Source organism: Paraburkholderia sp. EG286B, assembly GCF_040965655.1.
Taxonomy (GTDB): Bacteria; Pseudomonadota; Gammaproteobacteria; order Burkholderiales; family Burkholderiaceae; genus Paraburkholderia.
In genome coordinates, this window is sequence record NZ_JBFRCF010000007.1 from 301,882 (window position 1) to 327,923 (window position 26,042).

A 26,042-nucleotide genomic window follows, 5' to 3' on the forward strand; every position below is an offset into this window, starting at 1 on the left:
GCGCGTGCGCAACCGATCTCTAAATTGGGTTCCAGTGCGGTCTTAGCCGCTAACGGAGGAACTCATGCAAGCTTCGGACATCATGACCACGGACGTCGTCAGCCTGCGCCCTGACGCGTCGGTCTTCGAGGCCGCGACATTGCTCACCGAGCATCACGTGAGCGGCGTCCCGGTCGTCGACGACACCGGCGCCGTCGTCGGCATTCTCAGCGAGGGCGATCTGCTGCATCGCGTGGAAACAGGGACAGGCAAGCCGCAGCGCAGCTGGCTGGGTGAATGGCTCCACTCGACTCGAAGGCTCGCAAGCGAGTACCTGAAGGAGAACGCCGTGAAGGTCGGCGACGTCATGACGGGCAATGTCATCTACGTCTCGCCGGCAGCGGAACTGGGCGAGATCGCCGACCTGCTGGAGCGCCACCACATCAAGCGCGTGCCCGTGCTGGAGCAGGGCAGGCTCGTGGGCATCGTGAGCCGTGCCAACCTGATACGCGCGTTGGCGAGCGCGACGCAGCCCGATCCGGCGGCAGTCGCTTCGGACGAGGCGATCCAGCGCGACGTGCTGCGTGCACTCGACGGGCGCCGCTGGGCGATGGCTGCAGAGAACGTCGTCGTGAAGGAGGGGATCGTCCATCTCTGGGGCACGGTGAGCTCGGAAGAGGAGCGCAAGGCGATACTCGTCTCCGCGGAGCGTGTCACCGGCGTCAAGGGAGTCGAAGACCACCTCGGTTATCCGGTCGTGTTCACGCCGATGTAAGGGCGTCTTGTCCCCGGTGCCTTTCTCTTGCACCGGGGATCTTGCGAGGCCTCGTTAGGTCGTCGCGCTGGGGGCAGCCGGTCAATGAGACATCAGTACCGGCAGCGTCATCGTGGAGAGTATGGATCGCGTGGCGCCGCCCAGAACCAGCTCCTGGAATCGCGCATGGCCATACGCTCCCATGACGAGCAGGTCGTACGCGCCGTCGGCCGCATGGTTCAGCAGCGTATCGCCCGCGGATTCAGCCGCGTGTTGGTCGAGCATGGCGATGTCTACTGACTTGGCGCCGTGGCGCGCAAGCATGGCGGCGAGCTCTTCGCACGATGCGTGCGACTGCTCGGGCGTCAGGATCCTCACGTGCGCCGCCCGCAGGATGAACGGCAGCGCGTCGTGAACCGCACGGGCGGCTTCGCGGCTCGCGTTCCAGGCAATCAGCACGCGATCGCCGAACGACTCGAATCGGCCCGTATAGGGCACCAGCAGCACCGGGCCTCCCGCTCCCAGCAGAACACTCTCCGGCAATCCGTCCGCAAGCCAGGACTCCGGGTCGTCCGGATTGGTTTGTCCGAGAATCACGAGATCCGCGGTGCGGCTGCGTTGCATGATTGCAGACACTGGATCGCCATCGGGCCCAACCCAGGCGCCGTCGATCTGCGCACGAGACACTTCTGCGCGGAAGAGCCGTTCAATCGCGCCGCGCTGCTCCATGCGTAGCGTGCGATGCGTCTCGTAATACTCCGCTGTGCCACCCATCACGTGGAACTCGCGCGGGTTGGGTTCGAACCGCGCGAACAGTCCTTCCAGATGTGCGCCGAACTTGCGGGCCAGCCTCAGTGCGAGCGCGAACTTTTATTGGCCAGGCAGACGGCGCAGAAAACGGCAGCAGATCCAATGAATGAGTGAAGGCGAAGCAGGGAAGGCGGAGCCCGTAGCGCTGCGTTCTGGATTCGGAATACTCATGGCCGAATCTGGCCAGTATTGATCCTGTGTCTTCCCGTTTGCCCAACGGGCGCAACTACTCGAACGACTACTGCTTCGTCTACGAAGTGAAGGACTGGCAAGTCGCGGCGATCAGGGAGTGCATGGATACCCGCGGAGGCTGGGTCCAGGTCTTCGGCGATCGGGAGGCTTCCCAATTGATCGAGTCTCTGTGAGAGCGAACGGCACAGCGCAGTGCCCGAAACGGGTGCGCCGTGACGCATATTAGTGCGCATTGTTATCAGTGCAGGGCAGACAAACGCCTTCCACGCCACAAAGCCGGGCCTCTTTTCATTGGCACGCTTCTCGCTTTAAGGAGTGGGCAAGGAGCCGGCGCAGCATCCGGTTCAGACAATCTGGAAATGGACAGCTAGGGTTCCGGCCTGCTTCTCGCAGGCGCTGGTCCGAGAGCTGGCGACCTCAGGCGAGGTTACACGGCGGGATAAAAGCCCGGGAGAGAACGCGATGTTTGCGCTGCTCCCTGCCGTTGCTAACCGTCCCCTTCGAGGTCAACCTCATGCGCAAGCTCGTTCGCTGTCTTGGCATCGCCGCCGTCTCCCTCGCCACCTTCGCTTCAAGTGCCGCGTTCGCCGCGGGCCGCAGCGACTTCAAGGTTTGCTGGACCATCTACGCCGGCTGGATGCCGTGGGGTCAGGCAAAAACCCAGGGCATCATCTCGAAGTGGGCCACGAAGTACGGCATCAAGATCGATGTCGTCCAGCTGAACGACTACGTCGAATCGATCAATCAGTACACGGCTGGCAAGTTCGACGGCTGCGCGATGACCAACATGGATGCGCTCACCATCCCGGCCTCGGGCGGCGTCGATTCGACGGCCCTGATCGTGAGCGACTACTCGAACGGCAACGACGGCGTGCTCATGAAGGGCAAGGGCAAGCAGATCGCCGACCTGAAGGGCCAGCAGGTCAACCTCGTGCAGTTCTCGGTCTCGCACTACCTGCTCGCACGCGCTTTGGAAAGCGCCCATATGAGCGAGCGCGATCTCAAGGTCGTGAACACCTCCGACGCCGATATCTCAGGCGCATTCGCGACTCCGACTGTTCACAACGCGGTGACATGGAACCCGATGCTCGCCGATCTGAAAGCGCAGCCAAACGTCACCGAAGTCTTCGATTCGAGCAAGATTCCCGGCGAAATCATGGACATGATGGTCGTCAATACGAAGACGCTGCAGGAGAACCCGGCACTCGGCAAGGCATTGACGGGCGCATGGTTCGAGATGGTCGCGCTGATGCACAGCAATTCGGCGGCGAGCACCAGCGCGTTGACGTCGATGGCGAAGGCCTCCGGTACCGACCTGGCGAACTTCAAGGGACAGCTGTCGACCACCGCGCTCTTCTATACACCTCAGGCGGCCGTCGCTTTCGTCACGAGCCCGGACATGCCGAAGATCATGACGCGCGTCGCGCAGTTCTCCTTTGACCACGGTCTGCTCGGCCAGGATGCCAAAAGTGCGGATTCCGTGGGCATGGCGTTCGACAAGAACGTGATCGTCGGCGACAAGAACAACGTCAAGCTGCGTTTCGACCCGAGCTATGTCGAGATGGCGGCCGCGGGCAAGCTCTGAGACTGATTTCGAAGCCACAACCAGGCGGTCACCATGCGACTCATCAATCGACATCCGAGCCGGATCGGCAGCATGATGCTGCTCCTGCTGCCGTTCGTCGTGCTGTTTGCCGTGTATTTCACGGGATCTGCGCAGCGGCTCAAGCTCAATCCCGATGACAAGCTGCTTCCGAGCGCGGCGCAAATGAGCGATGCCGTGAGATTGGTCGCATTCACCGAAGACAAGCGCACGGGTGAATATCTGTTGTGGGACGACACGCTGTCGAGCTTGCGACGACTGGGTATCGGTCTCGTCGTGAGCGCGGTGATTGCGCTGGTGGCCGCTATCGCGACCGGCTCGTTTCCGCTCGTCAGCGCAACGCTCTCGCCATTCATCACCGTCGTCTCGATGGTGCCTCCACTGGCCGTGCTGCCGATTCTTTTCATCGTCTTCGGGCTCGATGAGCTATCCAAAGTCGTGCTCATTGTTTTCGGCATCACACCCATGATCATTCGGGACCTGCATGCTCGCGCCCGCGATATTCCCGCCGAGTTGTGGGTCAAGGCACAGACGTTGGGGGCCACGAGCTGGACGGTGATTCTGCGTCTGGTTTTGCCCCAACTCCTGCCGCGCCTGCTGGTGGCGATGCGTCTCTCGCTCGGTGCTGCATGGCTGTTTCTCATCGCCGCTGAAGCGATCGCATCGACGGATGGCCTGGGCTACCGCATCTTCCTCGTGCGCCGCTACCTCTCCATGGATCTGATTCTGCCGTACGTCGCGTGGATTACGCTGCTCGCGTGGCTCACCGATGAACTGCTTCGCCGCATCACGCAGTGGTCGTTCCCCTGGTACGGCGGAGGTGGGCGATGATCGAAGTCCGCAATGTATGGAAAGAGTACGGCAGCCAGGTGGTCCTGGAGCGTTTGAATCTGACGATCCAGGAGGGCGAGTTCTGTTCGATGGTCGGTGCGTCCGGCTGCGGAAAGTCGACGTTTCTGCGACTGCTGCTGGGGCAGGAGCAAGTGACGCGCGGCGAGATCCTGCTTGACGGTCAACCGCTGCCCGCCGAACCGGATGCCCATCGTGGCGTGGTGTTTCAGCGCTACTCGGTGTTCGAGCACCTAAGCGTATTGCGCAACGTGATGCTGGGACTGGAGCTGCCGAAAGCGAAGCTCACGGGCAGACTCTTCGGAGCGCAGCGGCGCGCCGCGCGAGACGAGGCCGCGGCCATGCTCGAGCGGGTGGGACTCGGTGCGGCCCTGAACAAATACCCGCAGCAACTCTCCGGTGGCATGCAACAACGCCTCGCCATTGCGCAGGCCTTGATGATGAAGCCGCGCGTCCTGCTGCTCGACGAGCCGTTTGGCGCACTCGACCCCGGTATCCGCAAGGACATGCACGCGCTGCTCTCGGACCTGTGGCGCGAAGCGAAGCTGACCATTTTCATGGTGACGCATGACCTGAAGGAAGGCTTCACGTTGGGAAGCCGTGTGCTGGTTTTCGACAAGGTCCGCGTGGACCCCCACGCGTCGGGCGCCTATGGAGCCCGCATCACCTACAACATTCCACTCGACCGCAGCCGCGAATCGGTGTCCGCGGTGCATCTGGCGCGCGCGGCGGTTCAAGGCGCGTCCAGCATCGAAATGGTTTCATGAAGGGAATTCGAACATGAAGTTATTGCTTGAAGAAACCGTACCGGGCGGCGGCCATACCTCGCTCATCGTGAGGCGCGGGCAATCGTTGCGCGTGACCGACCTGCACGGCGGCGCCAACGTCAGCGTCATGATGGTCAATGCATCGGAGAAGAGCGAGCGGCTGAACCTCCCGGATTCGCTGAAGTGCCAGCACACCGCAAAGCTCACGACGGGGCACTGCCTGTACTCCGATATGGGGCGTGTTCTCGCCGCCATCGTCGACGATACATGCGGGTGGCACGACAGCATCGGTGGCGTCACGAACGCCGAAGAGGTCACGGCGCGGTATGGCGCTGGCCGTTATCAGGAACTGCGCAACGCGTTCTACCGGAATGGCACGGACAACTTGCTCGTCGAGATGGGCAAGTGGGGCCTCGAGATTTCAGACCTGCTGATGACGCTCAATCTTTTCAGCCGCGTTGATGTCACCAGCGGTGGAGAGCTGAATTTCGTGAGCAAAAACTCGAAGGACGGCGACTACGTCGAACTGTATGCGCCGATGAACACGCTTGTCGTGCTCACCGCGATTCAGCACCCGCTCGACCCGAGCCCTGAATATGCGCCCAAGGCGGTGAAACTCGAATTGAGCGAGGCGCAGCCTGGCGTGGCTGAAGTGTGCCGTACCGCATGCGAGGAAAACATGCGCGGCTTTATCAACACAGAGCGATTCTTTCTTTGAGCGGAGGCCACTTCATGATGAGCACGCTTGTCGTCAGCGACAAACAGCCCGAGAGCGCGGTCTACCGCGAGACGGTGGCTGCGGGTGAGCCCTGGCTTCACGAAGTGAAGGCGGGCCAGACACTGCGCATCGTCGATCTGGAAGGCAACCAGGCGGTCGATACGCTCTTCTACAGCCTCGCCGATCCGCGCGAGCGCTTTGACCCACAACGCACGCTGCGTCGGCAGAAGAGGCTCTACCTGACAGCCGGCTCGGTGTTGTACTCGAATCTCGGCAATCCCATGCTGACCGTCGTTGCCGATACCTGTGGACGCCACGATACGCTCGGCGGCGCCTGCGCACAGGAGAGCAATACCGTGCGCTATGCGCTGGGAAAGCGCTATATGCACAGCTGCCGCGACAACTTCCTGCGCGCTTGCGCACATGACGGCCGCCTCTCGAAGCAGGACATCGGCGCGAACGTCAACTTCTTCATGAATGTGCCCGTCACGGCGGAAGGGGGCCTCACCTTCGAAGACGGCATTTCCGCACCGGGGAAGTACGTCGAACTGCGTGCCGAGATGGACGTCATCGTGCTGATTTCCAACTGCCCCCAGTTGAACAATCCGTGCAACGCCTACAACCCGACGCCAGCGGAATTGCTGATATGGGACTGAAGCGCCTCCGTAGCTGGTGCTGGTTTCTCATGCTCGTGCGCTCGGGACGTCATTTCACGCTCGCGCGCGAAGCGCTGACCCAGGCAGATCGCTGAAGCGAATACGGCCGTGGACGACCGCGGCTCGCCTTTCCCACGGCGGGACGGCCCGCCTCTGAATCAAGATTCCTTCCATGTTCGAGAAGATTCTTATCGCCAATCGTGGCGCTATCGCGTGCCGGATTCTCAGAACGCTGCGCGAACTCGATGTCACCGGCGTCTCCGTTTTTGCGGAGGCGGATAGAGCGAGCCGTCATGTAAGCGAGGCTCCCGTCGCGCATTGTCTGGGCGACGGGCCCGCTGCAATGACTTATCTCGACACGAAAAAAATCCTCGAGATCGCTCGCCGCGAGGGCGTGCAGGCGATTCATCCCGGGTACGGGTTCCTCTCCGAGAACGCAGCCTTCGGCGAGGCTTGCGAAGCGGCAGGGATTGCGTTCATCGGGCCCACGCCCGCGCAGCTGCGCGCCTTCGGCCTGAAGCACACGGCGCGTGAAATCGCGGAGAAGGAAGGCGTGCCGATGCTCAGGGGCACCGGCTTGCTCGCTGACCTGATGGCGGGGCTGGAAGCAGCGGAAGTCATCGGCTATCCGGTGATGTTGAAGAGCACGGCTGGCGGCGGCGGTATCGGCATGCGTGTGTGCTGGAACGCGGCCGAACTCAGTGCGCATTTCGATGCCGTGAAGCGACTCGGTGAAAACAATTTCAGCGACTCCGGCGTTTTCCTCGAGAAGTACATCGAGCGGGCGCGACACCTGGAAGTGCAGGTCTTCGGCGACGGCAAGGGCGATGCCATCGCACTCGGCGTGCGCGACTGCTCTGTGCAGCGGCGCAACCAGAAAGTGCTCGAGGAAACGCCCGCGCCGTGCCTGCCGGAAGGGATTTCCGAGGCGCTCTGTGCGGCGGCCGTGAAGCTGGCGAAGGCGGTGGACTATCGTTCCGCCGGCACCGTCGAGTTCGTGTACGACAGCGCTGCGGAGCAGTTCTACTTCCTCGAAGTCAACACGCGCCTGCAGGTGGAGCACGGCGTAACCGAGCAGGTGTGGGGCGTCGACCTCGTGCGCTGGATGATCGAGCTGGCAGCGGGCACGCTCGAGCCGTTGCAGGAACTCGCAGCGAAGCTGACGCCGCGCGGCCATGCGATTCAGGCGCGGCTCTATGCAGAAGACCCCGGCAGGGACTTCAAGCCGAGCCCCGGCCTGCTGACCGACGTTGCGTTCCCGCAAGCCGACGGTCGCGCGCTACGCATCGACACGTGGATTGAAGCCGGCTGCGAAGTGCCACCGTACTTCGACCCCATGCTCGCCAAGGTGATCGCCTGGTCGCCGACTCGCGACGAAGCGCGCAGCGCGCTCAAGGACGCGCTCGAAAAGACGCGCATTTACGGCGTAGAGACCAACCGCGACTATCTGCGTCAGATCCTGGACGACGAGCCGTTTCCATCGGGCGAACCATGGACGCGGTGCCTCGAAGGACTCAAGTACCGGGCCAGTACGGTCGAAGTCGTCAGTGGCGGTACGCAGACGACGGTGCAGGACTTCCCCGGCCGTCTGGGCTACTGGGCGGTCGGCATTCCGCCTTCTGGGCCGATGGATGACCGCGCCATGCGGCTGGGCAACCGCCTGCTTGGCAACGCCCCCGATGCCGCCGCGCTCGAAATCACGATGAGCGGTCCGACGCTGCGTTTCAATACGGACGCGGTCGTCGCCATCACGGGGGCAGACATTCCCGTGCTGCTCGACGACGTCGGGCAACCGTTGAATACGAGCCTCTTTGTCCCGGCAGGCTCGACGTTGTCGCTCGGCACCATTCGGGGCGCCGGCGCACGCGCTTATCTGTGCGTACGTGGCGGCCTGGACGTCGGTGTGTATCTGGGCAGCCGTAGCACCTTCACGCTCGGTCAGTTCGGCGGGCATGGCGGCCGCGCACTACGCTCAGGCGACGTGCTTCACCTCCATGCGCTCGAGAATCCGCAGGCTGGCAAGACGCTGAATGCCGTGCCGAAGCTCGACGACGTGCGGCACATCCGCGTGATCTATGGTCCGCATGGCGCGCCCGAGTACTTCAGCTCCCGCTACATCGAACGCTTCCTCGAGACCGACTGGGAAGTTCACTTCAACTCGAGCCGTACCGGTGTGCGCCTGATCGGGCCGAAGCCGGAATGGGCACGCGAAGACGGCGGCGAGGCGGGGCTGCACCCGTCGAACATTCACGACAATCCCTATGCGGTCGGAGCCATCGACTTCACCGGCGACATGCCGGTGATTCTCGGCCCCGATGGGCCGAGTCTCGGCGGTTTCGTCTGTCCGGTGACCATCATCGAGGCCGACCTCTGGCACATCGGGCAACTGAAGGCCGGCGACAAGGTCCGCTTTGTGCCGGTGGAGGTGGAAGACGCACGTGAAGCCGCACGCCAGCGCGCCCGCGAACTGGAAAGTCTCGAGATCGAGTCGAACGCGCCGGCCCGCATACGTTCGTCCCTGACATCGCCCATCGTGCTCGACATGGGTTCGGGCGGCGAGCGGCTCGTTGCGCGCGTGTCCGGCGACACGCATCTGCTGCTCGAAATTGGGCCCGCTGAGCTGGACCTCGTCTCGCGCTTTCGTGGGCACGCGCTCATGCAGTCGCTCGAGGCCATGGCGCTTGCCGGCGTCATCGATCTGACGCCCGGCATCCGGTCTCTGCAGATTCACTATCGACCGGAGCAACTGGCGCTCGCGCCACTGCTGGATGTCGTACGCCGGACGTGGGAGCAGGTCTTGCTGAAAAAGGATCTGCGTGTGCCGTCGCGAGTCGTGCACATTCCGCTCTCCTGGGATGACCCGGCGTGCCAGCTCGCGATTGAAAAATACATGACCACGGTGCGCAAAGACGCGCCGTGGTGCCCCAGCAACCTGGAGTTCATTCGCCGGATCAACGACCTCGAGTCGATCGATGCCGTCAAAGAGATCGTCTTCGACGCGAGCTATCTCGTGATGGGTCTCGGTGACGTCTACCTGGGTGCGCCCGTTGCGACACCGCTGGACCCGCGTCACCGCCTCGTGACGACGAAATACAACCCGGCCCGTACGTGGACCGCGGAGAACTCGGTCGGCATCGGCGGCGCGTATCTGTGCGTGTACGGCATGGAAGGGCCCGGCGGCTATCAATTCGTCGGGCGCACGTTGCAGATGTGGAATCGCTATCGCAAGGTCGCGGATTTCGCCGGTCAGCACTATTTGCTGCGCTTTTTCGACCAGATCCGCTTCTACGAAGTGTCGGCCGACGAACTGCTTCGCATCCGCGCCGATTTTCCGCTCGGGCGTTATCCGTTGAAGATCGAGGAGTCGGAGCTCTCGCTGGTGGACTATCAAGCATTTCTCGAGAGCGAAGCGGTCAGCATCGGCAAGTTCCGTTCGCGACAGCAGGCTGCCTTCCAGGCCGAGCGCGAGCGTTGGCGCGAAGCGGGCACCCCGGAAGAGGCAATCGAGGCACCGGACGCGGAGGACGCCCAACTGGCTCCCTTGGAGGACGGCGAGGTCGCCGTGGATTGTGAAATCGCCGGCAGCCTCTGGCAGGTAAAGGTGAAGACGGGCGACGTCGTTGCCGCCGGCGACGTACTGCTGATTATCGAGTCGATGAAGATGGAGATCTCGGTATTTGCCTCGTGTGCGGGGACAGTCGGCGAAATCTACGTGGCCCCTGGCTCGCCCGTGCGCGCAGGGCAGCGAGTCGCAGTCATTGAACGCCACTAACTACAAGGACAGAGAATCATGCCGACATTCGATCTGCGACTTTCCACGCTCCGTAGCGCGTACCGTGACGGGCGCCTCACACCGCGCAAGCTCGTGGCTGAACTGCTCGGAAAAGCGAGTGCGCTGAATCCGGAGTTCAATCTCTTCATTCATCTTCTGACCGCAAGCGAAGTCGCGCCGTACCTCGACTGGCTCGAGGAGCAGGATTTCGAGCGTCTGCCGTTGTACGGTGTGCCGTTCGCAATCAAGGACAACATCGACCTTGCAGGAGTCCCAACGACTGCCGCTTGCCCCGACTTTGCGTACACGCCGGAGGCGTCCGCGACGCTCGTCAGCCAACTGATCTCGCTTGGCGCGATCCCGATCGGGAAAACCAATCTCGACCAGTTCGCTACGGGTCTGAACGGCACGCGTTCGCCATACGGAAAATGCCGCAATAGCGTGCATCCTGACTACCCGTCGGGTGGGTCCAGCGCGGGTTCATCGCTTGCCGTTGCATTGGGCGTGGCGAGTTTCGCGCTCGGTACCGATACGGCAGGATCGGGCCGCGTGCCTGCCGGCCTGAACAATCTCATCGGACTCAAGCCGACGAAGGGCGTCCTGTCGACGGCGGGGGTCGTCCCGGCCTGCCGCACGCTTGACTGCGTGACGTACTTCACGGCCACGGCCGGCGAAGCCAGCGAGCTTCTCTCGTTGACCGCGCAAACCGACGCTCGCGATGCATACAGTCGCAGAAACCAGCAGTGGAACTCGGCAAGCGCGTTCGGCAAGCCTACGTCGTTCCGCTTCGGGGTTCCCGCGCGCCTTGAATTCGCGGGATGCGCCGAGAGCCCGGAACTGTTCGCAAGGGCGCGTGCGCGCCTGGAAGCAGCAGGCGGCGAGGCAGTGGAGATTGATTTCGAGCCCTTTGTCGAGGCCGCGAATCTCCTTTATCAGGGTCCGTGGGTTGCGGAGCGCTACAGCGTGGTTGGCGAGTTGATGTCAGCGACGCCGGACGCCGTGCTTCCCGTCATTCGGGACGTGCTGGCCAAGGCGCCGGGTGCGACGGCGGTCGAACTGTTTCGCGCGCAGTATCGCCTGCAGGCGTTGAAGGCAGCCTGCGATGCGGTGGTCGATTCATTGGACTTCGTGCTGACGCCGACGTATCCGCGCCCTGTGACGCTCGCTGAACTGGAAGACGACCCGATTGGGCCGAACTCATTGCTCGGCTACTACACGAACTTCATGAATCTGCTGGATTACGCGGCCGTCGCCACGCCAACAGCGTTCATGAAGAACGGCCTCCCGTGGGGCGTAACGGTCTTCGGCCGCGCGTTCACCGACCAGTATCTGCTGGGTGTCGCCGATGTGTTGCAGACGGCGAGTGGCATCGAATGTGTTGGCGGAAGCCGCCCGGAGCCTGGCGCGCGGCGAATAGCGGCCAACGACCGGATTCGCATCGCGGTGTGCGGTGCTCACATGCAAGGGCTGCCGCTGAACAAGGACCTGGTTTCGCGAGGCGCGCAACGGATGCAGATAACGCATACGGCGGCCCACTATCGGCTGGCCGCGCTGCTCGCTTCTGCGGACGGCACCCGACGCCCGGGATTGTGGCGAGTTGCGGAGAACGGCTCCGGGATTGCGGTCGAAGTGTGGGAAATGCCGAGCGCCGAGTTGGGCTCGTTCCTGGCAACCGTGCCGTCTCCGCTGGTGCTCGGGAAGGTCGAGTTGTCGGACGGCTCGTGGGTGACCGGCTTCTTGTGCGAACCCTATGGCGTGCTGTCGGGAACCGATATCTCCGAATTCGGCGGATGGCGAGCGTGGCTCGCCAGCGAGCGCCGGCCCGACTGACCCTGCGAGATGTAACGGAATACCTGGGACCACAAAATTACCATGTTCGAATCGAGCTGCTTTTGCGCTTTAATGTTGGCGACGCTTGCGATCGCTGTCCGGATGATAGTGCTCATCCACGAAGGCAATGACCGCGCGGCGATTTTCCTCGAAATGAAGCTGGCATTGCACGTCGCTTTGATCCTGCTTTTGGCGATGACTTACGACGTTGGGATTGAACCGGCATTTGTGTGGCTGCGCCACAGGTTGCCGCATACCGGTACGCTCGAAAACCGGACGATTGCAGCGATGCTTACCGGCATGGGATGCGTTGTCATCGTCATTGCCGTGCCATGGTGCATGGTCGCCTTCCAACGGTTACGACGTGATTCATCGACGGCTCGCAGGGTTACCGACGACTTGATTGTTCGACTTCGGGTCGGAGAGAAGCGGGCGGCGCTGATGTGATCAAGATTGCTCGTGGCGTGCGAAACCAGCCCGTTGCCTTGTGATGTCGCCCAGCGCTACACTGCGCGGGCGATGAGGAAGCGCCAGGTAGCGGGCTTCCAGCGGGGCATTCGGCAGATGCCAGTAAAACCGGGTTCAGCGGCAGGAGGAAACAGCGACGTGACAGTGCCATTTTCCGGCGGGTGTGCATGCGGAGCGATCCGTTATGTATGCTCGCGCGCGCCAGTTGCGACGCTAAACTGCCATTGCCTCGATTGCCAGCGCTCGAGTGGTGCTCCTTTTGCCTCCGGCCTCATCGTCCGCGTGTCGGACGTGACGATCACCGGCACGCCGAACACATACTCGGTTCGTGCCGGCAGCGGCAGGCTCGCGACTCGCAGCTTTTGTGCCGATTGCGGTTCTCCTCTGTTCACCCAGGGCGAGGCGGCACCCGAAGTGATGTCCATCCGTTTCCCTACGCTGGACAATCCGTCGGAGTTTCAGCCGATGCTGGATATCTGGACATCCAGTGCCCAACCGTGGGTTTGCCTGAGTCAGGCCATTTCCTTGTACAGGCTGCGGTCCAGCCCGTACTGCTTTAGCCAGGGCGGATCGATGCGCGCCTCGAGCGCAGCCGGCTCGCCCCGCGCGGTGCCTGCTTGGGCTATTGCCTCGTCCCGGCGCAGATCGCTCACGGCATGGCCAATCACCGACAGTTCGAACAGCAATACCGCACCAACCGCCGCGCAGGTGGTAATAGTGCAGAGCGAAAGCGCCCAAAGTACCCGCCTTCTGGACGTCGGCGTTTTCATCGCGCTCGACACGGGCGCTTCAGGCCCTTTGCAGAATGTCGATTGCCTTTTCGGCGTCGTCCAATGAGTCGAGCGCGAGATAAGCAATGAACTGCGTGCCAAGTACCGCCGCGGAGACGCCGCGGAAGCTGATGCCCCCCTCGGCCAGCATCTGGGTCAATTGGGCGATGATCCCCAGTTGGTCAAGACCCATTACACGGACGGAATGAAGGCTCGGGGTGACGCTAAACCCCGCCTGTCTGGCAGCACCGATCGCGCTGTCGCCCTCGATCGGAGCGACGAACACGACCCCCTTGCCCGATGCCTCCGGCGTGCGACGCGCCACGATAAACTGCAAGTCGACACCCGCATCTCGCAAGGCGCCTAATACCTTTGCAAGGCCGCCCGGTTTGTCGTCGATGGTCGCTGCCCAAACCTCGACCCGTTCCACACTCAGTTCCATGGCAGTCTCTCCCGCCTCGGACATGATTAGAAAAATCTACTTCAGGAACGGCATGCGGGCAAGACAGGCCGCGCGCGGATGTGCCCGCGGGCGGTTGCCGGAAACACGGTGGTGGATGAGTGTGCGGCGGCTACGCCGAGCCTGTCTCGCGCGCTGTGTGTGCCAACGCCAACGCCAGTCGTGCCCCGACCTCGGCGTTGTGTTTCACGATCGCGATGTTCGTCGCCAGACTGCGTCCACCCGTGAGTGTCGTGATGCGAGACAGAAGGAAGGGCGTCACGGCCTTGCCTGTGATGCCTTGTGCCGTGGCCTCAGCAAGCGCCTGCTGAGTCAGCGCGTCGATCTCTGCGGACGGCATCGCTGATCCTTCTGGCACCGGCGTGCTCAACAAGACGCCGCCCTCGAGGCCCAGGTCCCACTTGGTGCGGATGAAGTGCGCCTGGTCCGCTGCGTCGTCCAGCCGGAAGTCCGCGCGAAAGCCGCTGTCGCGCGTGTAGAACGCAGCGAAATTGTCCTGTCCGCAACTGAGCACCGGCACGCCGTAAGTTTCCAGGTATTCCAGTGTGAGCCCGATGTCCAGGACGGACTTCGCACCGGCGCAAACCACCGCCACCGAGGTCTTTGCCAGTTCCTGCAGGTCGGCCGAGATGTCGAAGGTTTCCTGCGCGCCCCGGTGCACGCCGCCAATGCCTCCGGTGACGAAGACCTCGATGCCGGCCAGCGCGGCACATATCATCGTGCCAGCCACCGTCGTGGCGCCGAGCCTGCCGCCGGCCAGTACGGCCGGCAGGTCGCGGCGGCTAACCTTGTGCACATGCTCCGAGCGGCCAAGCCGTTCCAGCTCGTCGTCAGCGAGCCCGATGTGGATTCGCCCCCCGATCAGTGCGATCGTTGCCGGTTCAGCTCCCATCTCGCGGACCAGCGCCTCCACTTCGCGCGCAGTGCGAATATTCTCTGGATAGGGCATGCCGTGAGCGATGATGCTCGATTCCAGCGCGACAAGCGGGCGGCCGGCGGCCTTGGCAGCGCTTACAGACGCGCTGAACGTCAACCAGGAGTGTGCGAGGTCGGCAACCATGTCTTTGGGCCTTTGGGGGCGTGGACTCGAGTATGCCGCATGGGGCCGCTTCACGGCGCATCGCCTGATCCACGTGCTCCAGACGAACGATCGGGCAGTCCGGCTTGCGGCCAGACCCTGACCGGCGCATCGTTCACGGGAATCGTGCTGAGGCGCGCCTTCGCGCGCCGAACCCTTTTGACAGGCTTCGCCATGTTGCAGGAACGTTTTCTCTACTTTCCCGAAAGGGCTGTAATCGAGGACGTCGTTTCCGATCGACTCGCGGCCTGGCCGACGATGGAGGCGTTGCGGGGGCTCGCCGCCGAACCGCCCGGAACCGCGAGCGGCACCGCCATTGTTTTTCACGGCAACGCGGGGCACGCAGGACACCGCGCCTTCTACGCCGCCGCGCTCAACCGGCTGGGACTGCGCACGATCCTCGCCGAATATCCGGGCTATGGGCCACGCGAGGGCACGCCCGATGAACAACGCCTGGTCGCCGATGCGCGAGAGACCATCGAGCTTGCGCATCGCCTTTACGGCGCGCCTGTGCTGGTCATCGGGGAATCGCTCGGGGCAGGCGTGGTCGCCGCCGCCGGCGCGCGCGAACGCGACAAGATCGCCGGCCTGATGCTCATCACACCGTGGGATACGCTCCTGAACGTCGCCGCTTTTCACTACCCATGGGCGCCCGTGAAGTGGCTGATGCATGACCGATACGACAGCGTGGCCCACCTGGCCGGCTTCGGCCGCCCGGTTCTCGTGGTGGTTGCCGAACGCGACAGCATCGTACCGCCACGCCTGGGCGAAGCGCTCTACGACGCGCTGCCCGGTCCGAAGCAACTGTGGATCGTGCAGGCGGCCGAGCATAACGACTGGCCTGGCCACGTCGACGCTAGCTGGTGGCGGGAGGCGATCGACTTTCTGCTCACACCCTCCGGATCAGAATAGATGAGATCCCGCCCGGTCCCGCCCCAGTGCGAACGCTTCTACATCCTCGATGCGAAGAACAGGCCTGTTGAGATGTGCGACCGCAGCGAGTGGTCGCGCTGGATGGCCGAGAACGAATTGATCTTTCGCCGCACGCTGCTCGAAGCGTCGGGCGTGACGGTCACGACGCGATTTCGCGGTGTGGCTGACGCACGGGCTGGCGAGCCCGTGCTCTTCGTGACGCGCATCGCCGGAATGGAAGCGCGAAAAGACAACGAGAGCTTTGGCGCAAGCACGCTCGGTGAGGCGCTCGAGTTGCACGAACGCATCGTGCAGAAAATCCTTCGGCTACTGTCCGGGCGGTGATCGGCGCGCCCGAATCATTGGCAAGCTTTTTGCAGATGGCGTATCCACTTCCCTGTCACCTTCGCCGACTGCGGATCAAACCTCGGGAAGTGCGCCGGATCTTTGCCTATCCTTCCAGTGTGAGAGTGGCCTGTTGCCAGGCCTGCGATTACGGGGGGAGGTATGCATGTTCGGACGGGTTTTGTCGGGTGCGTAGGCGACACGCCGCTCATCAGGCTCGCGCGGCTCAGCGACGAAACCGGCTGCGAGATTCTCGGCAAGGCCGAATTCATGAACCCGGGTGGTTCGGTGAAGGACCGGGCCGCGCTTTCCATTATTCAGGACGCCGAGCAGCGCGGCGAACTCCGGCCCGGCGGCACGGTGGTGGAGGGCACTGCGGGCAATACCGGCATTGGCCTTGCCCATATTTGCGCGGCTCGCGGTTATCGCTGCGTCATCGTTATTCCCGAGACGCAGTCTCCCGCGAAAATGGAACTGTTGCGCGTCCTGGGTGCGGAAGTTCACCCGGTACCGGCCGCCCCATACAAGGACCCGAACAACTACCAGAAGATCGCGGGAAGGCTCGCGCAGGAACTGGGCGATGCGATCTGGGCGAACCAGTTCGACAATCTTGCCAATCGCAAGGCTCACTACGAAACAACCGGCCCTGAAATCTGGCGCGATACCGCTGGCACGGTCGATGCGTTCGTCAGCGCCACCGGGACCGGCGGCACTCTCGCCGGGGTGGCCCGCTTCCTGAAGGAGAAGAACCGCGATGCGTGGATCGTGCTCGCCGACCCGTACGGCAGCGGTTTATACAGCTACGTGAAGACGGGCGAGATTCACGCGGAAGGCAACTCGATTACCGAAGGGATCGGCTCCAGCCGCCTGACTGCGAACCTCGAAGGCACGCCGATCGATGACGCTTACCAGGTCGATGACCAGTCATGCGTCACCATGGTCTACCGCTTGTTGCGCGAAGAAGGGCTCTATGTCGGCGGTTCGACAGGCATCAACGTCGCGGCTGCCGTCAGGCTTGCCCGGGAGATGGGGCCGGGGCATACGATCGTCACACTGCTGTGCGACGGCGGCGAGTTGTACCGCTCCCGCCTTTTCAATCTGGACTGGCTGAAGCAAAGGGGCCTGGTCCCGGCGTAGGCAGCCCCTCACGCCTGGCGTCACCCATGTTCCCTTTTGGGTTTATCTCTTGAGGAGGTCAAATGAACACCAAGGACAAAGGCAACGTGCGCGCATTCGTGCAGACGGCCGAACAGATCGGCGGCTGGGTGTGGGTTATCTCGCTCGTCGACTTCGATGCGCGCGAAGTGCGGCGCTCGCTCGTCGCCGAAGAACCCTTCGCCACGGAGCGCGCGGCGAAAGACGCAGGCTACGCCCGTCTCGAAGCGCTCGCACACGATCAGTAGCTGCGCAGGGAGAGTCCCCATGGCCAGTCCACGAGGTGCACCGGCGTTCGACGTAACCGTCGACGCCGGCAGTTATCGTGTCGCGCGTCCGGATAGCCCGCAACAGGTGATCGAACTACTGCGCGAACACAGGATTCAGATCGTCGACCTCAAATTCACGGATCTGCCCGGTCTCTGGCAGCATTTTTCCATCACGCTGCCCGAGGTGCACGAAGACCTCTTTGCCAACGGGATAGGCTTCGACGGTTCGTCGATTCGCGGATTTCAGGAAATTCAGGAATCCGACATGCTTCTCAAGCCGGATCCCACGACCACGTTCATCGATCCTGTGAGTGAAACGCCCACACTCTCGATGATCTGCGACGTGATCGATCCCGTACTGCATCAGCCGTACTCGCGCGACCCGCGCTACATCGCGAAGAAGGCCGAGGCCTACTTGAAGCAGACCGGCATTGCGACGACATGCTACTTCGGGCCCGAGCTCGAGTTCTTCATATTCGATTCGATCCGCTTTGGCCAGGATGCCCATAGCGGCTACTTCTATGTCGAATCTGCCGAAGGGGACTGGAATTCGGGCCGTGACGAAGGAGCGTATGGCGGCGGCAACCTCGGTTACAAGCCTCGCTTCAAGGAAGGGTATTTTCCGGCGCCGCCGCACGATACCCTGCAGGATATCCGCTCGACGATCGTGTTGTTGCTTCAGCAGGCCGGCGTGCAGGTGGAAGTGCATCACCACGAGGTGGCGACAGCGGGACAGAACGAAATCGACATGCGGTTTTCCACGCTTACGCGGATGGCCGACAACGTCATGATCTATAAGTACATCTGCAAGAACGTCGCGCGCCAGCACGGCAAGGTAGCGACGTTTATGCCGAAGCCGCTCTTCGCCGACAACGCGAGCGGCATGCACTGCCACCAAAGCCTGTGGAAGGACGACGAGAATCTGTTCTACGATGCGCATGGCTGGGCGCTCACGTCTGACATGTGTCGATGGTATATCGGCGGCCTGCTGAAGCATGCGCCAGCGCTGATGGCTTTCTGCGCGCCGACCACGAACTCCTACAAGCGTCTCGTGCCCGGATATGAAGCGCCGGTGAATCTGGCGATGTCGCAACGCAACCGCTCGGCGGCCGCGCGCATTCCGATGTACTCCGATTCGCCGAACGCGCGGCGCGTCGAGTTCCGGTGTCCCGATCCGTCGGCCAATGCGTACCTCGCCTTCTCAGCAATGCTGATGGCCGGGCTCGACGGCATCGAAAACAGGACAGATCCGGGCGATCCGCTTGACGTCAATATTTACGACCTGCCGCCCGAGAAAGCGAAGGACGTCCGTCAGGTGCCGGGTTCTCTCGACGAATCGCTGAATGCGCTCGAGGCCGACAACGAGTTTCTGCGCAGAGGCGATGTCTTCACTGAAGATGTCATCGACACGTGGCTGGAGTACAAGCGCAAGCGTGAGATCGACGCGATCAGGCTGCGCCCGCATCCGTGGGAGTTTTATTTGTACTTCGACGTCTGATCACCCGTGCAACGCTGAGGGGAAGGAGGGGCGCAATAACTATAATGAACTGGGCAGCGCCCGCCTCGCGTGACACGTTTTAGACTGCGGGGCAGGGAGATTGCTGCTTCGTCCCCCTTTGCGCGAGGCAGATCATGCAACGCCCTGATGCGATCCTCAAGCACGTAATGGCGGCGTTCGAACACGAATCGCACCTGAAACTCCACAATTCCCCCATTCATATCAGCCGCGAGAGCGGTGCCTTGACGGTTGCAGGCGAAGTGCCGGACGTTGCGTCCAAGAAGCGGTTGATTCAGCTGACCCGGACTTACAGCGACGGCGAAGCGCTCATTGACCAGTTGCGCGTCAGCGCTATGCCGCAGATTGGCGACGGCGAGTTGCGCACGCGAATCTGCGAACGGATTCTGCAGACGGTGGAGTTCCGCAACTGCGTGATATGCGCGCGCGTGAAAGACCAGCTCGAAATGCTGCGTGGCACCATGGACCAGGCCGGCGAGGAGGGCGGCGGCGTTGTGGAAGTGACCGTTGAAGGTGGCGTCGTGACGTTGACGGGCCAGGTAATGAGCCTGTCGCATCGACGGCTCGCAAGTGTGATCGCGTGGTGGGTCGGCGGGTGCCGGGACGTGGCGAATCTGCTGGAATTGGTGCCGGCCGAAGCGGACGGCGACGAAGAGATTCACGAGGCCCTCGCTCTCGTGCTCGAATCCGATCCGCGCGTTCACGCTGAACAAATCACAATCGACGTGCAGGGCAAGCGGATTACGCTCGCGGGGTGCGTAGCGACCGAAGCGGAGAGGCGCCAGGCAGAGATGGATGCGTGGTGTCTGGACACCGTGGGAGGTGTGGTCAACCGGATCGAGGTGCGCGCCTGATCGTGTTGGGGCATTGGATCAATGTCCAATATTTGGGGTGCAATTTACTAGCGCGGCTTTTCCTGGCCCGGGGTAATGCATCCATTCCCCCGGGCTTCTGAACCTGCTATTAGAACCGGTGGTACATGCCGATGTTGGCTTGAACCTGGTTGCCGCCCGATGCCGTGTTGCCGAAGTCAGCAGCCGAAGCCTGAGCGCCCTGCGCGTGAACGTAGGCACCCATCACGTATACCGAGGTGAGCTTCGACAGCGCGTACGTAGCACCCAGCGACGCCTGGTTGATCGAAGCCATCGTGCGGCCCTCAGCGGCTTGTGCAGGCGTGGCTGCCGAGCCGTAGACGTACGTGTATCCAGCAGCCAGCGACAGCGCCGGGGTTGCCTGGTACTGCAGAAGGGCACCCACTACGTTGAAGTGGATCGATTCCTGGCCGTCGTTGCCTTCATATTGAGCGTTCGAGTAGCGCAGGCCGGCCGTGTACGGACCGAACTGGTATTGGCCGGCGATTTGAGCGATGCCCGCGCTCTTGAACGCATTGCCACCGTAGTAACCCGAACTCGGATAGCCCAGCGCACCACCGAACGACGGTTGCGCCGTTGCGTTCTGCCAGCCGTTCTCACCCTGGTTTGCGGCATGGAAGTAGCCGCCAGCGACCGTCAGACCACCTTGAGCGTAGTCTGCAGCCACCGACCACGATTGACCCGAACCCATCGCACCGGCAACGCCGCCGAACGAGTACGCGCCTTCAGCCTGGAAGCCGTGGAAAATCGGCGTAATGTACTTGACGGCGTTGTTCTGGTTCGTCGTGTTGTCGTTGTTGTCCACGTCGCCCGGGGTCGAGAATGTCGACGCCGAAACGGCGTCGCCCGTCAGGCCTTGAACCATTTCCGTCACGGCGTCGATCTGGCGACCCATACGCAGGGTACCGTACTGGTCCGACGTGAGGCCTACGTAGGCCTGGCGGTTGAACAGCGAACGCGAGGAGCCAATGGGGCCCTGGCCGCCGATGCCGCCGTTGGCAATGTTGAAACCATTTTCGAGCTTGAAGACCGCCTTGAGGCCGCCGCCGAGGTCTTCCTGACCCTGGAGGCCCCACTTGTTCGAACCAGAGGCACCGCCAACGAGGGCGACCAGCGAGTGGCCATTGACGTTCGAGGTGTAGCTGATACCTGCGTCCAGCATGCCGTACAGGGTGACCGACGACTGTGCCATTGCTGCCGAGGATGCGGCGAAAGCGGCAACAGCGATAACCGTTGCCTTGATGGTGCTGTTCTTCATCTGTAATTCAGTGTCCCTGAGTATCTTTTGGATTGATTTATCTGTTACTGCGCGCCGGAGGATACGGCACCTCCTGCAAACTCAAGAAATGAAAAAAAATAGACTGTCGCAAAAACGTAACAAAAAGGCGCAATGTCTTGTCCGGCGGGGGATCGATGGACTATTCCGTGCCAGGTCGGCAAGGGCGGATGGGTGGCCGTTCCCGTCGGCCGCCGACGTTTGAAGGCCGGCCGGACCCTTCTGTGGCTGGCGCTTCATGGCCCGGCAGCCGACTCGCGCGTTTCGCATCGGCCAGCGCTTGACGCCTTGCGGCGCGATCGGGTGGCGCCTCTGGTAGAGGGTGACCGGGCGAGCGCTCAGGCGCCTGCGCGAGTTGCCGGCGGTAGCACGGCGGCCGCATGCCGTACCTCCACCGCGATCGACCGCAGCGGCGCATCGGCGATGAAACGATCGAGCAGTTCACGCACGTCGTGATCGATGTAGTCGGCGCGCGAGGTGTCGACGATCACCGTCGCGCGATCCGGGATGTGAGCGAGCATCTGCTTGAGCGGCACCTTGCCGAGGAATGACACATCCTTGCGAAAGGAAACCAGGAAATGATCGTCGTGCCGCGCGAGCGCGATCGGCCGCTGCAGATTCGCCCACAGCGCGAGCCCCGCGCTGCACAGCACGCCGAGCATGATTCCGGTGAGCAGGTCCGTGGCGAGCACGCTGGCGATCGTAACGATGAATGGCGCGAACGGTGCCGCGCCCTGTTTCGCGAGCGCGATGAACAAGGAAGGTTTGGCGAGCTTGATGCCGGTGTGAATGAGGATGGCCGCAAGACTCGCGAGCGGAATCATGTTGATCGCGTCGGTGAGCGCAAACACGCTGACGAGCAGCAGCACGCCGTGCACGATCGCGGAGAGCCGGCTTTGCGCGCCGGCGTGCACGTTTGCCGAGCTGCGCACGATGACCGAAGTGATGGGCAGGCCGCCGATGGCGCCGGCGACGATATTGCCGACCCCTTGCGCCTTGAGTTCGCGGTTGGGCGGCGCGGCGCGCCGCTGCGGGTCGATCTGCTCGACGGCTTCGAGGCTCAGCAGCGTCTCGAGACTGGCCACGACGGCGAGCGTCAGGGCGACGATCCAGATTTCCGGGTCGACCAGGCGGGCGAAGCTCAGCTCGAACTCGCCGAACTGCAGGGCGTTGCCCAGAGCCGCGAACGATTCGATGGCAGGCAGTGCCACGCGTTGTTCGACAGGCAATGCGAACGCCGTGCCGGGCGAGCCACAGACCAGCGTCGCGCTCACGCCCGCCAGCACGACGACGAGCGGTGCGGGCACGAGCCGGACAAGCGCGAAGCGTCGCAATGCGCGCGTTTCCCAACCCGCAAGAATGGCGAGCGAGATCGCGGTGACCGCGCATACGACGGGTGAGATCGACTCAAGCGCGTGGGTCAGAGACCCGGTCCCGTTGCCCGAGGTCAGTCCGAGTGCGAGCGGAACCTGCTTGATGACCAGCAGCAGGCCGATTGCGGCGAGCATGCCCTTGATGACGGGGGTGGGCACATACGAGGCGAGGCGACCGGCTTTGAGCATGCCGAAACCGAACTGCAGCACACCCGACAGCAGCACGGCAATCAGGAATGCAGAGAAACTGCCGAGGCGCGCGATGCCATCCACGACGATCACGACGAGCCCGGTGGCGGGGCCGCTCACGCTCAGGCGCGAGCCGCTGAGCGCGGCGACGACGATGCCGCCGACAATGCCGGAAACGAGCCCGGCCAACGGCTCCGCGCCGGAAGCCCTTGCAATGCCGAGGCATAGCGGCAGTGCGACGAGAAAGACGACGGTGCCGGCGGCGAGGTCACGCGCGAGCGCGGACAGGGAAGCTCTCGAAGTCATGATGGATGCGGGTAGAAAAGCAAGGTAGAGGATTCGATGGCGGCGGTCCTGACGCGCGACTTGAGGCCTGCGTCTCAAGCGTGCGTGGGCTGCACAATGCAGAATGGATTTGCTCAGGCCGCGACGGTGGCCTTCGCTGTTTCAACTTCGTAGCCCGACGCGAGTTCGCGCAGTTGGCCGTCGTTGAGCGAAAAGATCCACCCGTGCACGAGCGGTACAGTTGCGGCGTTGCGCACGAGGGGATGCTCGCGCAGCAGGCGCACCTGTTCGATCACGTTCAGTTCGGCAAGGCGGTTGACGCGCGCCTCTTCCAATGGCAGGCGCGCCAGCGTCGAGCGGTGCGTTTGCGCGAGCGCGCAAAGCGGCTTGATGCGACGGTTCACGTGGGGCAGGGCGTCGGCGGGCGGCAGCAGCGAGGCGCGTACGCCGCCGCATCCGTAGTGCCCGCAAACGATGATGTGCACGACCCGCAGCACATGCACCGCGTATTCGAGCACGCTCATGTTGTTGTCGTCGTCGGGATGGAAAAGGTTCGCGATATTGCGGTGAACGAACAAATCTCCGGGCGCGCAGTGCGTGACGCTTTCGGCGGGTACGCGGCTGTCGGAGCAGCCGATCCAGAGCACCTGGGGCTTTTGCCCTGTGGCAAGCGTGCTGAAGAATTGCGGATCGCGCCGGGCGATTTCCTGCGCCCAGGCGACATTGGCAACGAGCATACGTTTCGGAAGATTCATGGGTCGAGGCTCCATTGAAGGTGGCGGCTTCACTCAATTCTTACGTATACCTTTCTAACAGAAATCAGCCTGTCGCTTTCGAAAAATAAATCGGAACCATGCGCGGCGAATATAAATAAACGGCCCCGCAACGCTCGTCGGTAAACGGTAGAAACGCAACCGTCGAGATCAGGCTCGTTGCGGCGCGCCGAAAGTTCGGCAGTCCGCTCAGACGGAGGCGCAACTCACGTCATCCTAGCGCCTCGCGCTCGCTACGCTTGCCGATGAAGAATCGCCTACTGCGGAAACTTGATCATGCCCGAGCGGGTCAGCGTAACGTTTCTGGACACGCTGCTGAATCGTAGAAGTCATGGAACAGGAGCGGGTCATATCGACCCCACTTCGCGCGGCCCGGCATCCATTTTCTCCACGCGAAACATGAAAATGTTTGACATCGAGGGCGCGTTAAGAACAACGGCGCGGTCTATCAAGTGGGCAATGAAGCGAAGTCGACGCGGAAAAAACGTATCCCATTGGACGTTTGGGATCAGAAAGAAGTCGATTTTCGATACTGGAAGATCGAGCTTTTCGATGGCTTTTAGCACTTTCGCAGCGTTGCAAAGCCGGTAATAGGCGGGATAATCGTTTGCCTGAGGGGCGATTGACCGACGGTAGAGATACTTTATCCCAAGTGCCTGCATGATCCGCACGATGACAGTGAAAGGGTGCCTCGCGTTAGGCGACATAGACCAATACACGCCGCCGGGTTTGAGCACCTCGATCGTTTTGGCGAGAAACGAAGTCTCGTTGACGACATGTTCAACAACGTTATAGGAATAGGCCAGGTCGTACGTGTTCGATGGCACGGGGATCTCCTCCATCGCACAGGTCCACCGCTTCCTGATCAATGGATGGGGCTGAACAACGGGGAAGGGGTCGACGCCATCGACTTCCCCAAGGATATGCTCGATCCTGCTGATGGTTGGATTGGTGCCGTGACCGCATCCGATGTCGAGTACATGGCAGGATATTCCGGGCTCCGCGGCGAGGCGAGTGGCATAGTATTCCTGAAAAAATGATCGATTGGCGTCGTAGTGTTCGAATCTTCGCTTGCAATCAACGTAATGATATGAAATCGTAATATCGCTCATTTCGGCCTCGGAATTGCGGATTAAAGTGTTGGCGCCGAAGATGTCGGCAAACTTTTCTGGAGGAGGGGTTTTAAATCACGATCTCAACAATAGGCCACATGCGCGGAAACGTCAGTGATATTTATTTATTTCACTGTGCTTGCGGAAAATATCAATAGTGGCAAGGTCGACGTTCGGAAACCGTGAATAGAAAGCAGATCGAGCTGGTTTGCGAAGGTCTATATATCGCTGTCGATTCGACGCGCAAATATCCAGGAAGCGATGTTGACCATAGGCCGTTGCTGGCGTATCGCGACGACCGTTGCGACCGCTGGCCGATTGAGCGCATGATGGGTGAACGCGGTTTGTGGTCGTGCGCGTACCAGAGGTAGGCAGCACGCCTGGCGCGGCGGCGATACCTGGAGCAGTGAAGAAACGTTCGGCGGCGACACAAGGAGCTGGCGATGAAATTCTATGCGCGAGAGTATGAAGGGCGGCTGGAAGTGTTCAGCTTCGACGGTGTTTATAGAATTCGCATCGCGCAGTTGTGCGGCGCGGCAAAAACAGCGTTCGCAGACACCGTTCAGCTATGGATAGGTGATGGCGTATCTGCGGACGAAGCCGTTGCCCGAGAGGCCGAGTCGTTGGCGCGATTAATTAACGAATACTAGAAAAACAGGAAGCAACGGTAAACCTGGAAGCGCTTTCCTGTTTCAAATCGCACGCGTTGCGGCGTCGATATGTAACTGGTCCTATGAAACGAATTCGCTGCCTGAAAAAAGAAACCTCCAGCACCGGGCGCAACACGTGACTGGCCTGACGCTCGCCCCGCACCCGGCACGACTTGAAACCCCGATGGCAAGCGATGATCAGAGATCTCCGCGCACTTCGCCGGTTCCCAGCACGCCTCGCCGCCGGTTGACCTCCGCCCAAAGCTCATCGCTGTCGTCGCTGCGCAGCAGGACCACCCAGTCCAGTTGATTGTCGGCCACGCCGAAGTACTCCAGGACTTCCCTGCGAACGGCGTCGACGAACTGCGCGTATTCCGGGGTTGCCTGGGCCTGCGCGTGCAAGGCGTCGTATGCCGCATCGTCCGCGCCGCCACCGTGCTCGTCGATGTAGCGCGAGATCCACTGGTCCAGTTCGCGGTCGTAGTCGGCCTCGGCGCGCATTGCCTGCACAGCCGTGTAGAAATCCAGTTCGGCAAACGCGGCGATCGCCGCCGTTGTCGGCTCGTCGAATGTCGTTTTCATTTCATATCTCATGTTGTTCGTGGCACA

At 62.1% G+C, this 26,042-nt stretch carries 26 protein-coding genes, 1 pseudogene and 1 riboswitch; of the genes and pseudogenes, 18 read left to right on the top strand and 9 right to left on the bottom strand.

The genetic code is table 11. The features are described from left to right. The first annotated feature begins 64 nt into the window (after positions 1-64). Positions 65-754, top strand: a complete 690-nt coding sequence (locus AB4Y42_RS17945; RefSeq protein ID WP_368687851.1) for a CBS domain-containing protein — start codon at positions 65-67, stop codon at positions 752-754. An 81-nt stretch (positions 755-835) separates the two neighbouring features. On the opposite strand, the gene AB4Y42_RS17950 is transcribed toward AB4Y42_RS17945, so the two are convergent. Beyond that, the gene (locus tag AB4Y42_RS17950) at positions 836-1,462 is read right to left on the bottom strand and encodes a universal stress protein (protein WP_368694888.1); all 627 of its coding nucleotides are present in this window, start codon (positions 1,460-1,462) and stop codon (positions 836-838) included. 278 nt (positions 1,463-1,740) lie between these two features. Between AB4Y42_RS17950 and AB4Y42_RS17955 the strand changes: the two genes are divergently transcribed. From AB4Y42_RS17955 to AB4Y42_RS18000, 10 genes and pseudogenes are all read left to right on the top strand, one after another. Continuing rightward, entirely contained in the window at positions 1,741-1,908 is a 168-nt protein-coding gene (locus tag AB4Y42_RS17955; RefSeq protein ID WP_368687849.1) for a hypothetical protein, read from the top strand. A gap of 183 nt (positions 1,909-2,091) precedes the next feature. Then, positions 2,092-2,191, top strand: a riboswitch (guanidine-I (ykkC/yxkD leader). A gap of 58 nt (positions 2,192-2,249) precedes the next feature. Beyond that, the gene (locus tag AB4Y42_RS17960) at positions 2,250-3,320 is read left to right on the top strand and encodes a putative urea ABC transporter substrate-binding protein (RefSeq protein ID WP_324160656.1); all 1,071 of its coding nucleotides are present in this window, start codon (positions 2,250-2,252) and stop codon (positions 3,318-3,320) included. Positions 3,321-3,353: 33 nt separating this feature from the next. Continuing rightward, the gene (locus AB4Y42_RS17965; protein WP_368694889.1) at positions 3,354-4,169 is read left to right on the top strand and encodes an ABC transporter permease; all 816 of its coding nucleotides are present in this window, start codon (positions 3,354-3,356) and stop codon (positions 4,167-4,169) included. After that, the gene (locus tag AB4Y42_RS17970) at positions 4,166-4,954 is read left to right on the top strand and encodes an ABC transporter ATP-binding protein (RefSeq protein WP_368694890.1); all 789 of its coding nucleotides are present in this window, start codon (positions 4,166-4,168) and stop codon (positions 4,952-4,954) included. Before AB4Y42_RS17965 ends, AB4Y42_RS17970 begins: the two co-directional genes overlap by 4 nt. Before the next feature lie 13 nt (positions 4,955-4,967). After that, positions 4,968-5,672, top strand: coding sequence for an urea amidolyase associated protein UAAP1 (locus tag AB4Y42_RS17975; protein WP_368694954.1), 705 nt, complete (start codon positions 4,968-4,970; stop codon positions 5,670-5,672). A 14-nt stretch (positions 5,673-5,686) separates the two neighbouring features. Then, on the top strand, positions 5,687-6,328 hold the full coding sequence (locus AB4Y42_RS17980) for an urea amidolyase associated protein UAAP2 (RefSeq protein ID WP_069262091.1): 642 nt from the start codon (positions 5,687-5,689) through the stop codon (positions 6,326-6,328). A gap of 172 nt (positions 6,329-6,500) precedes the next feature. Continuing rightward, positions 6,501-10,100, top strand: coding sequence for an urea carboxylase (gene uca / locus AB4Y42_RS17985; protein ID WP_368694891.1), 3,600 nt, complete (start codon positions 6,501-6,503; stop codon positions 10,098-10,100). Positions 10,101-10,118: 18 nt separating this feature from the next. Then, the gene (atzF, locus tag AB4Y42_RS17990) at positions 10,119-11,930 is read left to right on the top strand and encodes an allophanate hydrolase (protein WP_368694892.1); all 1,812 of its coding nucleotides are present in this window, start codon (positions 10,119-10,121) and stop codon (positions 11,928-11,930) included. A gap of 42 nt (positions 11,931-11,972) precedes the next feature. Beyond that, complete coding sequence (locus AB4Y42_RS17995; RefSeq protein WP_368694893.1) at positions 11,973-12,377, top strand: hypothetical protein; 405 nt, start codon at positions 11,973-11,975, stop codon at positions 12,375-12,377. 117 nt (positions 12,378-12,494) lie between these two features. Next, positions 12,495-12,827: pseudogene (locus AB4Y42_RS18000) on the top strand (GFA family protein); the annotation flags it as partial. 83 nt (positions 12,828-12,910) lie between these two features. Here the strand turns inward: AB4Y42_RS18000 and AB4Y42_RS18005 are convergent. The 3 genes from AB4Y42_RS18005 to AB4Y42_RS18015 all read right to left on the bottom strand — a co-directional run bounded on the left by AB4Y42_RS18005 (position 12,911) and on the right by AB4Y42_RS18015 (position 14,688). Continuing rightward, entirely contained in the window at positions 12,911-13,168 is a 258-nt protein-coding gene (locus tag AB4Y42_RS18005; RefSeq protein WP_368694959.1) for a hypothetical protein, read from the bottom strand. A 19-nt stretch (positions 13,169-13,187) separates the two neighbouring features. Beyond that, a complete protein-coding gene (locus AB4Y42_RS18010; protein ID WP_368687840.1) occupies positions 13,188-13,610 on the bottom strand; it encodes an ACT domain-containing protein in 423 nt (140 codons plus the stop codon). A 130-nt stretch (positions 13,611-13,740) separates the two neighbouring features. Next, the gene (locus AB4Y42_RS18015) at positions 13,741-14,688 is read right to left on the bottom strand and encodes a pseudouridine-5'-phosphate glycosidase (RefSeq protein WP_368687839.1); all 948 of its coding nucleotides are present in this window, start codon (positions 14,686-14,688) and stop codon (positions 13,741-13,743) included. A 192-nt stretch (positions 14,689-14,880) separates the two neighbouring features. On the opposite strand from AB4Y42_RS18015, the gene AB4Y42_RS18020 reads away from it, so the two are divergent. The 6 genes from AB4Y42_RS18020 to AB4Y42_RS18045 all read left to right on the top strand — a co-directional run bounded on the left by AB4Y42_RS18020 (position 14,881) and on the right by AB4Y42_RS18045 (position 19,757). After that, positions 14,881-15,618: an alpha/beta hydrolase gene (locus AB4Y42_RS18020; protein ID WP_368688084.1), complete on the top strand. Its 738-nt coding sequence runs from the start codon at positions 14,881-14,883 to the stop codon at positions 15,616-15,618. Next, positions 15,619-15,963 (top strand): hypothetical protein, encoded by a 345-nt coding sequence (locus AB4Y42_RS18025; protein WP_368694894.1) that lies wholly within the window; start codon positions 15,619-15,621, stop codon positions 15,961-15,963. 162 nt (positions 15,964-16,125) lie between these two features. Next, positions 16,126-17,100: a cysteine synthase A gene (locus AB4Y42_RS18030; RefSeq protein ID WP_368694895.1), complete on the top strand. Its 975-nt coding sequence runs from the start codon at positions 16,126-16,128 to the stop codon at positions 17,098-17,100. A 62-nt stretch (positions 17,101-17,162) separates the two neighbouring features. Next, positions 17,163-17,366, top strand: coding sequence for a hypothetical protein (locus AB4Y42_RS18035; protein WP_342921622.1), 204 nt, complete (start codon positions 17,163-17,165; stop codon positions 17,364-17,366). Between the two features lie 19 nt (positions 17,367-17,385). Further along, positions 17,386-18,885: a type I glutamate--ammonia ligase gene (gene glnA / locus AB4Y42_RS18040; protein WP_368694896.1), complete on the top strand. Its 1,500-nt coding sequence runs from the start codon at positions 17,386-17,388 to the stop codon at positions 18,883-18,885. A 134-nt stretch (positions 18,886-19,019) separates the two neighbouring features. After that, positions 19,020-19,757: a BON domain-containing protein gene (locus AB4Y42_RS18045; protein WP_368687835.1), complete on the top strand. Its 738-nt coding sequence runs from the start codon at positions 19,020-19,022 to the stop codon at positions 19,755-19,757. Between the two features lie 109 nt (positions 19,758-19,866). Here the strand turns inward: AB4Y42_RS18045 and AB4Y42_RS18050 are convergent, their stop codons facing one another. The 4 genes from AB4Y42_RS18050 to AB4Y42_RS18065 form a co-directional block, all read right to left on the bottom strand. Next, positions 19,867-21,033: a porin gene (locus AB4Y42_RS18050; RefSeq protein ID WP_368687834.1), complete on the bottom strand. Its 1,167-nt coding sequence runs from the start codon at positions 21,031-21,033 to the stop codon at positions 19,867-19,869. A gap of 356 nt (positions 21,034-21,389) precedes the next feature. Continuing rightward, positions 21,390-22,919, bottom strand: a complete 1,530-nt coding sequence (locus AB4Y42_RS18055; protein ID WP_368694897.1) for a SulP family inorganic anion transporter — start codon at positions 22,917-22,919, stop codon at positions 21,390-21,392. A 113-nt stretch (positions 22,920-23,032) separates the two neighbouring features. Beyond that, positions 23,033-23,653 (bottom strand): carbonic anhydrase, encoded by a 621-nt coding sequence (locus AB4Y42_RS18060; protein ID WP_368687832.1) that lies wholly within the window; start codon positions 23,651-23,653, stop codon positions 23,033-23,035. 365 nt (positions 23,654-24,018) lie between these two features. Continuing rightward, positions 24,019-24,783: a class I SAM-dependent methyltransferase gene (locus tag AB4Y42_RS18065; RefSeq protein WP_368687831.1), complete on the bottom strand. Its 765-nt coding sequence runs from the start codon at positions 24,781-24,783 to the stop codon at positions 24,019-24,021. Positions 24,784-25,226: 443 nt separating this feature from the next. Here AB4Y42_RS18065 and AB4Y42_RS18070 point away from each other — a divergent pair, with 443 nt between their 5' ends. Next, positions 25,227-25,433: a hypothetical protein gene (locus AB4Y42_RS18070; protein WP_028204535.1), complete on the top strand. Its 207-nt coding sequence runs from the start codon at positions 25,227-25,229 to the stop codon at positions 25,431-25,433. 198 nt (positions 25,434-25,631) lie between these two features. Here the strand turns inward: AB4Y42_RS18070 and AB4Y42_RS18075 are convergent, their stop codons facing one another. Next, on the bottom strand, positions 25,632-26,015 hold the full coding sequence (locus AB4Y42_RS18075) for an ATP-dependent protease (protein WP_368687830.1): 384 nt from the start codon (positions 26,013-26,015) through the stop codon (positions 25,632-25,634). Between the last annotated feature and the right edge of the window lie 27 nt (positions 26,016-26,042).

Bases quoted from the DNA above. Each gene is read 5' to 3' on its own strand.
- AB4Y42_RS17945 (WP_368687851.1), top strand. From the start codon at position 65: ATGCAAGCTTCGGACATCATGACCACGGACGTCGTCAGCCTGCGCCCT.
- AB4Y42_RS17950 (WP_368694888.1), bottom strand. From the start codon at position 1,462: ATGGAGCAGCGCGGCGCGATTGAACGGCTCTTCCGCGCAGAAGTGTCT.
- AB4Y42_RS17960 (WP_324160656.1), top strand. From the start codon at position 2,250: ATGCGCAAGCTCGTTCGCTGTCTTGGCATCGCCGCCGTCTCCCTCGCC.
- AB4Y42_RS17965 (WP_368694889.1), top strand. From the start codon at position 3,354: ATGCGACTCATCAATCGACATCCGAGCCGGATCGGCAGCATGATGCTG.
- AB4Y42_RS17970 (WP_368694890.1), top strand. From the start codon at position 4,166: ATGATCGAAGTCCGCAATGTATGGAAAGAGTACGGCAGCCAGGTGGTC.
- AB4Y42_RS17975 (WP_368694954.1), top strand. From the start codon at position 4,968: ATGAAGTTATTGCTTGAAGAAACCGTACCGGGCGGCGGCCATACCTCG.
- AB4Y42_RS17980 (WP_069262091.1), top strand. From the start codon at position 5,687: ATGATGAGCACGCTTGTCGTCAGCGACAAACAGCCCGAGAGCGCGGTC.
- uca (WP_368694891.1), top strand. From the start codon at position 6,501: ATGTTCGAGAAGATTCTTATCGCCAATCGTGGCGCTATCGCGTGCCGG.
- atzF (WP_368694892.1), top strand. From the start codon at position 10,119: ATGCCGACATTCGATCTGCGACTTTCCACGCTCCGTAGCGCGTACCGT.
- AB4Y42_RS17995 (WP_368694893.1), top strand. From the start codon at position 11,973: ATGTTCGAATCGAGCTGCTTTTGCGCTTTAATGTTGGCGACGCTTGCG.
- AB4Y42_RS18005 (WP_368694959.1), bottom strand. From the start codon at position 13,168: ATGAAAACGCCGACGTCCAGAAGGCGGGTACTTTGGGCGCTTTCGCTC.
- AB4Y42_RS18010 (WP_368687840.1), bottom strand. From the start codon at position 13,610: ATGGAACTGAGTGTGGAACGGGTCGAGGTTTGGGCAGCGACCATCGAC.
- AB4Y42_RS18015 (WP_368687839.1), bottom strand. From the start codon at position 14,688: ATGGTTGCCGACCTCGCACACTCCTGGTTGACGTTCAGCGCGTCTGTA.
- AB4Y42_RS18020 (WP_368688084.1), top strand. From the start codon at position 14,881: ATGTTGCAGGAACGTTTTCTCTACTTTCCCGAAAGGGCTGTAATCGAG.
- AB4Y42_RS18025 (WP_368694894.1), top strand. From the start codon at position 15,619: ATGAGATCCCGCCCGGTCCCGCCCCAGTGCGAACGCTTCTACATCCTC.
- AB4Y42_RS18030 (WP_368694895.1), top strand. From the start codon at position 16,126: ATGCATGTTCGGACGGGTTTTGTCGGGTGCGTAGGCGACACGCCGCTC.
- AB4Y42_RS18035 (WP_342921622.1), top strand. From the start codon at position 17,163: ATGAACACCAAGGACAAAGGCAACGTGCGCGCATTCGTGCAGACGGCC.
- glnA (WP_368694896.1), top strand. From the start codon at position 17,386: ATGGCCAGTCCACGAGGTGCACCGGCGTTCGACGTAACCGTCGACGCC.
- AB4Y42_RS18045 (WP_368687835.1), top strand. From the start codon at position 19,020: ATGCAACGCCCTGATGCGATCCTCAAGCACGTAATGGCGGCGTTCGAA.
- AB4Y42_RS18050 (WP_368687834.1), bottom strand. From the start codon at position 21,033: ATGAAGAACAGCACCATCAAGGCAACGGTTATCGCTGTTGCCGCTTTC.
- AB4Y42_RS18055 (WP_368694897.1), bottom strand. From the start codon at position 22,919: ATGACTTCGAGAGCTTCCCTGTCCGCGCTCGCGCGTGACCTCGCCGCC.
- AB4Y42_RS18060 (WP_368687832.1), bottom strand. From the start codon at position 23,653: ATGAATCTTCCGAAACGTATGCTCGTTGCCAATGTCGCCTGGGCGCAG.
- AB4Y42_RS18065 (WP_368687831.1), bottom strand. From the start codon at position 24,783: ATGAGCGATATTACGATTTCATATCATTACGTTGATTGCAAGCGAAGA.
- AB4Y42_RS18070 (WP_028204535.1), top strand. From the start codon at position 25,227: ATGAAATTCTATGCGCGAGAGTATGAAGGGCGGCTGGAAGTGTTCAGC.
- AB4Y42_RS18075 (WP_368687830.1), bottom strand. From the start codon at position 26,015: ATGAAAACGACATTCGACGAGCCGACAACGGCGGCGATCGCCGCGTTT.